1 protein-coding gene is annotated in these 2,194 nt (G+C 77.3%); it reads left to right on the forward strand.

What is annotated here, in order from left to right; all coding sequences use genetic code 11:
• Positions 1-145: 145 nt before the first annotated feature.
• On the forward strand, positions 146-2,194 hold a 2,049-nt coding region (locus AB0J39_RS39280; RefSeq protein WP_363474267.1), incomplete at its 3' end, for a BTAD domain-containing putative transcriptional regulator.

The raw sequence follows: 2,194 nt of genomic DNA on the forward strand, positions 1-2,194 counted from the left end.
CCCCCCCCCCACCCCCCCCCCCCCCGCCCGGGGGCCCCCCCCCGGGGGGCCCGGCCGCCCCCGCCGCTCCCAGGGCCGCTCCCAGGGCATATACCTCGCGTATACCGGCCTCTTCGACGCTCGGAAGAGCCCGCAGAAGGAGACCATGCGACGGGGGCCGCCAGGGCAGGGCATGGCCGGGGAGGAGTCGGCGGGCACCCCGGCCCACCGAGGCCCGCCAGGGCGACCGGCCTCGCCGGGGGTGACGGTGTTCGAGTTCGACGTTCTCGGGCCGCTGCGGATGAGCCGCGAAGGGACGCCTGTTCCGCTGGGCGCGGCGATGCTGCGCCGCCTGCTGGCGGCCCTGCTGTGTACGCCGGGCAGGCCTGTGGCGGTGCCGGCGCTGATCGAGGCGCTGTGGGGGAGCACGCCGCCGCGCAGCGCGCACAAGACCCTGCAGATATACGTGCTGCGGCTGAGGCGGGCGATGGGGGAGCGCGACCGCGTCGTGCACGGGACCGGCGGTTACGCGGTCGCCGTACTGCCGCCGGAACTGGACGCGCTGCGCTTCCGGGAGCTGGCGGCGGCGGGGCGGGCCGCCAGGAGGAACGCCGATCTGGCGACGGCGGGCATGCTGTTCGACCGTGCGCTCGGCCTGTGGCGGGGCCCCGCCTACGCCGACGCCGGGGACGTGGCGCCGGTGGCCGACGAGGCCCGGCGGCTGGAGGAGGAGCGGCTGCTGGCCTGTGAGGAACTGGCCGTCGTCGATCTCGCCCGCGGCCGCCACGCGGAGCTGGTGACCGGCCTGACCGAGACGGCCGGGCTGCATCCGTACCGGGAGCGGCTGCACGCCTGCCTGATGCTGGCGCTGAGCCGGGCCGGACGCCAGGCCGAGGCGCTGGGGGTCTACCGGCGGACGCGGACCGTGCTCGGCGAGGAGCTCGGCGTGGAACCCGGCCGGTTGCTGCGGCGGGTTCACGAGGCGGTCCTGCGGGACGAGGCGACCGGCCCGATCATCGACGAGATCCTCGGGGCGGAGGGGACGGCCTGCGCGGACGAGCACGGCGCGTACCCCCTGTGCGGCGCCGGCGACGACGCCGGGAGCGACGCGGAGGAGCGCCGGGCGGAGGCCGCGACGACCGTGCCGTGCCATCTGCCACCGGACATCGCCGACTTCACCGGCCGCCGGGAGACGGTGGAGTCGCTGCGGCTGTGGCTGACCGGTGAAGGCGGGCACACGTCCGCGACGCCGGTGGTGACGCTGTACGGCGGGGCGGGCGCCGGCAAGACGACGCTCGCGGTCCACGTCGCGCACCGCCTGCGGGAGACGTTCCCCGACGGCCGGCTCTACGCCGACCTGCGCGGGACCGCCCCGCGACCGGCCGAACCGGCCGAGACCCTGGCGCGGTTCCTGATCGCCCTCGGCGCGGACGCGCGGGCGGTGCCGGACGGGACCGAGGAGCGCGTCGAGCTGTTCCGCACCCTTCTGGCCGATCGCCGCGTGCTGGTCGTGCTCGACGACGCCGCGGGCGAGGAGCAGGTCAGGCCGCTCCTGCCGGGCGGCCCGGGCTGCGCCGTGCTGGTGACGGGCAGGCGCGCCCTGGCGGGGCTCAGCGCCCGCGCCGTACGCGTCGGCCCGCTCGACCCGGCATGCGCGTCCGAGTTGCTCGCGCGCGTCGCCGGGCCGGACCGGGTGGCGGCGCGGCCCGCGGTCGCGGCCGAGATCGTCCGGCTCTGCGGTCACCTGCCTCTGGCGATACGGATCGCCGGGGCGAAACTGGCGCTGCGCGAGCACTGGCACCTCGGACACCTGGCGGATCGCCTGCGGGAGGAGCGGCGGCGCCTGGACGAGCTCGCCGTCGGCGACCTGTCGGTCCGGGCCGGGCTGGCCGCCGACTACGACCGGCTCGGCGAGACCGCCCGCCGGGCGCTGCGGATGCTCGGCCTGCTCGACGTCCCCGATCTCGCCGCCTGGATGCTCGCCGCGGCCCTCGACGTGCCGGTGCGCGATGCCGAGACATGCGCCGACCTGCTCGTCGACGCCCAGCTCCTCAGCTGCGCGGGCGGCGACGGGAACGGTCGGTCACGCTACCGCCTCCCCGGCCTCGTACGGCTCTTCGCGCGGGAACGCGCGGAGCTGGAGGAGACCGCCGGCGAACGGGACAAGGCGGTCGCCCGCGTCCTCGGCGCGCTGCTCGCGCTGGCGGAGGCGGCT

Source organism: Microbispora sp. NPDC049633 (genome assembly GCF_040675265.1).
Classification (GTDB): domain Bacteria; phylum Actinomycetota; class Actinomycetes; order Streptosporangiales; family Streptosporangiaceae; genus Microbispora; species Microbispora maris.